We start from the raw sequence: 3211 nt of genomic DNA on the forward strand, positions 1-3211 counted from the left end.
TAGTCATCCAGGGAGACAGCCCCYGATCTGCTCAAAACGCAGATCAAAAGCACCCCAAAGAACCGTCAATCAATACGCCAAAAACCAGAAATTACTCGCCAAGGCATATCAACAAACAGTTTTTCGATCCCTCCACGTGACATTAGGGACGTGGCGCACTCGTGGACGGCCGCGACCTGTAACCGGGAAGATCAGTTGAACATCGGCGGGGTAGACCTTTTGGTGTCGGGGAATACCGACAGCCTAGCACTACAGTTGTATTTTGATGTGATATCTGATTCTTTGTCCTGTGATGGAACAGGATATGATGACAGGCGGAGCGTCTGTTGAAGAGACGCTTTCTGTGGCGGTTGATGGGCTACGGGTTGTCAAGGACAAGATGCGTCCGCTGTTTGGTCAGGCTCGGGTTGCGGTTTCGGCGGAGCATTATCTGGAAACGCTTTTGGGCAACCTGCCGCGCAAGACGGGTTGGCAGCGTGCAGAAGCCGCAGGCGACGAGGGGCCCTGGCGTCAGCAAGCTTTGCTGGGACGGACGCAGTGGGATGCCGATGGTCTGCGCGACATTGTCCGTAATCATGTCCAGGAAACCCTGAGTGATAAAGGTGCGGTCCTCGTGGTTGATGAGACCGGCTTTCTCAAGAAAGGTAAGGCGTCCTGCGGTGTGGGCCGCCAGTATACGGGGTCGGCGGGTAAAATTACGAACTGCCAGATCGGTGTGTTCGCAGTCTATGTCTCATCGCGCGGTCATGCTTTTGTGGATCGTGCCCTGTATCTCCCCAAAGCCTGGAGCACAGACCCGACACGATTAACTTCAGCCTCTGTTCCAGAAAGCAGGATGTTTGCCACCAAGCCTACTCTTGCCCGGGAAATGATCGAACGTAGTCTGTACAGCGGTCTCCCTTTCGAATGGGTCGCTGCTGACAGTGTTTATGGTGTGGGCGAGATCGAGATGAGCCTGCGCCATGCCGCAAAAGGGTATGTTCTGGGGGTGGCAGGCAGTCACTGGTTCAACTCCTGGGGCCTGGGAGAGAGACCGGTTGCGGGAGAAGCCCGCGAGATTGCTCAGGACGCTCCGCGAGAAGACTGGGTTTCCCTGTCAGCCGGACACGGAACAAAGGGCGAGCGGATCTATGACTGGTTATGGTGTCCGCTCGCTGAACTCCAGGGGGCAGATTATATCCCGGCTGACGACAGGGTCTGGATCCGCGGCCTCCTCGTGCGCCGCAATCCAGTCGATGGAGATCTCGCATATTTCACCGTCTGGTGTCCTTCAGGAACAACGCTTGAAAAGTTGGTTCAGGTTGAGGGGACGCGTTGGCGGATCGAAGAGGGGTTCAGAACAGCCAAGAATGAATTTGGCCTCGACCATAATGAAACCCGGTCCTGGCATGGCTGGCATCGTCATGTGTCGTTTGTCATGCTGGCCTACGCCCTCATGGCCGGGGTCAGGGCACAGGCAAATGACCAGCCTTCAAAAAAAAGACAAAGAGCCCGGCACAAAGTCTGATCCGGTGGTCCATTCAGGAACTCCGGCGCCTTATCGTCAGGCTGACCCAGCGTCAGATCTCTCTCAACCATATTCTGCACTGGTCACAATTCAGACGAACACATCAGGCAAAATCCTATGCCTCTCACATCAAAATACAACTGTAGTGCTAGTCATTGGACCAGTCATGACCAGACTGGCGCAATATCGCGTCATGTCTTTGAAAGGCACTCAGCAGACAGATCCTTCAAACTCTCTCTAGAAGCCGTGGCCCAGAATAGGAGAGTGAGCAGCTGACACGCGCACATGTTGTCAGGATGATTGCTCTGCTACAGAGACCATCCTGTATGTTTGACGGCTTCTGTGGATGTTCAGTGTCTTCCTCGTGTCCAATTTGGACACAGGGAAGACGTTGCTGCCCTCCTGATAGCCTTCACTATTCCGAGAGTCGAGACTACTTCGCTGCCTCTTCGAAGCCATTGTGAGGCCTATACGAGGCAGTAGCGAGGCAACTCCGAGGCGTTCAAATGGGTCTCTTCATAGACCATTGCACCGTTGGTGCGGGAGAGGGGTGCCAATCTGTTAGACCTTTCCCCTTTCTGAACGAAAGGGTACGGTTACTAACGCTACCCTTTGGAGAGCGATGAGCTTTTGTTCGAAAACGTACGCCAAGAAATTGCATGGTAGGAAAAGCATCGGAAGACAGGCATCACCTGCGACCATGACCACAAGGTGTTCGAGGGATGGCAGAAGCCGGTTTTTGTTGAACAGAACTCCTGGCGTGTGTATAATGTGTAAATGAAAAGCGCCGTTCTGATCCGAGAACTGGAAAAAGCAGGCTGGACGCTGGATCGCGTGCGCGGTTCACACAATGTCTTCAAACATCCATCCCGGCCGGGGATCGTGGTCGTGCCTCATCCCAAGAAGGATCTAGGCATCGGACTGATCGCCGCCATCCGCAAGCAAGCAGGTCTCTAGGAGGATCATCATGCGCTATCCGGTTGTTATCGAACGGGGCAGCGAGACAACGGCTTTCGGCGTTGTCTTTCCTGACCTTCCCGGCTGCTTTTCGGCAGGCGACACACTCGACGAAGCCCTTTCCAGCGCGGAAGAAGCGGCTGCGGCATGGATCGACGCTACCTTGGACGCGGGAGAGGCGGTTCCGTCTCCCAGCACTCTCGATACCATCCAGAGCAACCCGGACTATCAGGGCTGGACCATCGGCATTATCACCATTGACCCGGCTATCCTCGATGACCGGGTGGAACGGGCGAACATCTCCCTTCCACGGCGGGTTCTGGAACGGCTGGACGCTCTCGCCAGAGCCTCCCGCGAAAGCCGGTCAGGCATGATCGCAGCCATGACCTTACAGGCGAAACTCACGCCTGACGCGGTTCGTAAGCGCTGACATTCCGGTCCCTGAACTGATGGCCAAGGAAAGTGGCGTGAGGCCTCTTATACGCTTCCTGGTGTCTGAGAATGCCCATTCCCGGACACTAGGGGACCGAAACCGGGAGGAGCGATAGGGCTGCGGTATAATCTTGATTCAGCCTACAAAAAAATATTGCTCTGCCAATTAGAGGGATCGAAGAACCCTTGATTGATGTGCTTGGTTCGTGATTTCAAGCTTTTGGCGATTTGATTGACGGTTCCTTGGGTCGCTTTCGCTCTGCGTTTTGAGCAGATCGGGGACTGCCCCCCTGGATGACTACGCGCTCGCGTTCA

The 3211-nt window shown here is 55.0% G+C and carries 2 protein-coding genes and 1 pseudogene; all 3 read left to right on the plus strand.

The genetic code is table 11. The annotated features are described in order from the left end of the window. Window positions 1-292: 292 nt before the first annotated feature. A pseudogene (locus KP705_RS15210) lies at window positions 293-1489 on the plus strand (IS701 family transposase); the annotation flags it as partial. A gap of 795 nt (window positions 1490-2284) precedes the next feature. Then, a complete protein-coding gene (locus tag KP705_RS15215) occupies window positions 2285-2464 on the plus strand; it encodes a type II toxin-antitoxin system HicA family toxin (RefSeq protein WP_215764752.1) in 180 nt (59 codons plus the stop codon). Window positions 2465-2474: 10 nt separating this feature from the next. After that, a complete protein-coding gene (locus KP705_RS15220) occupies window positions 2475-2894 on the plus strand; it encodes a type II toxin-antitoxin system HicB family antitoxin (RefSeq protein ID WP_215764753.1) in 420 nt (139 codons plus the stop codon). Window positions 2895-3211: the final 317 nt, after the last annotated feature.

The organism is Gluconobacter sp. P1D12_c, from assembly GCF_018812105.1.
GTDB classification, from domain to species: domain Bacteria; phylum Pseudomonadota; class Alphaproteobacteria; order Acetobacterales; family Acetobacteraceae; genus Gluconobacter; species Gluconobacter oxydans_A.

What these genes read in the sequence shown, in the direction of transcription:
- KP705_RS15220 (WP_215764753.1), top strand. Translation starts at nt 2,475, where the DNA reads ATGCGCTATCCGGTTGTTATCGAACGGGGCAGCGAGACAACGGCTTTC.
- KP705_RS15215 (WP_215764752.1), top strand. Translation starts at nt 2,285, where the DNA reads ATGAAAAGCGCCGTTCTGATCCGAGAACTGGAAAAAGCAGGCTGGACG.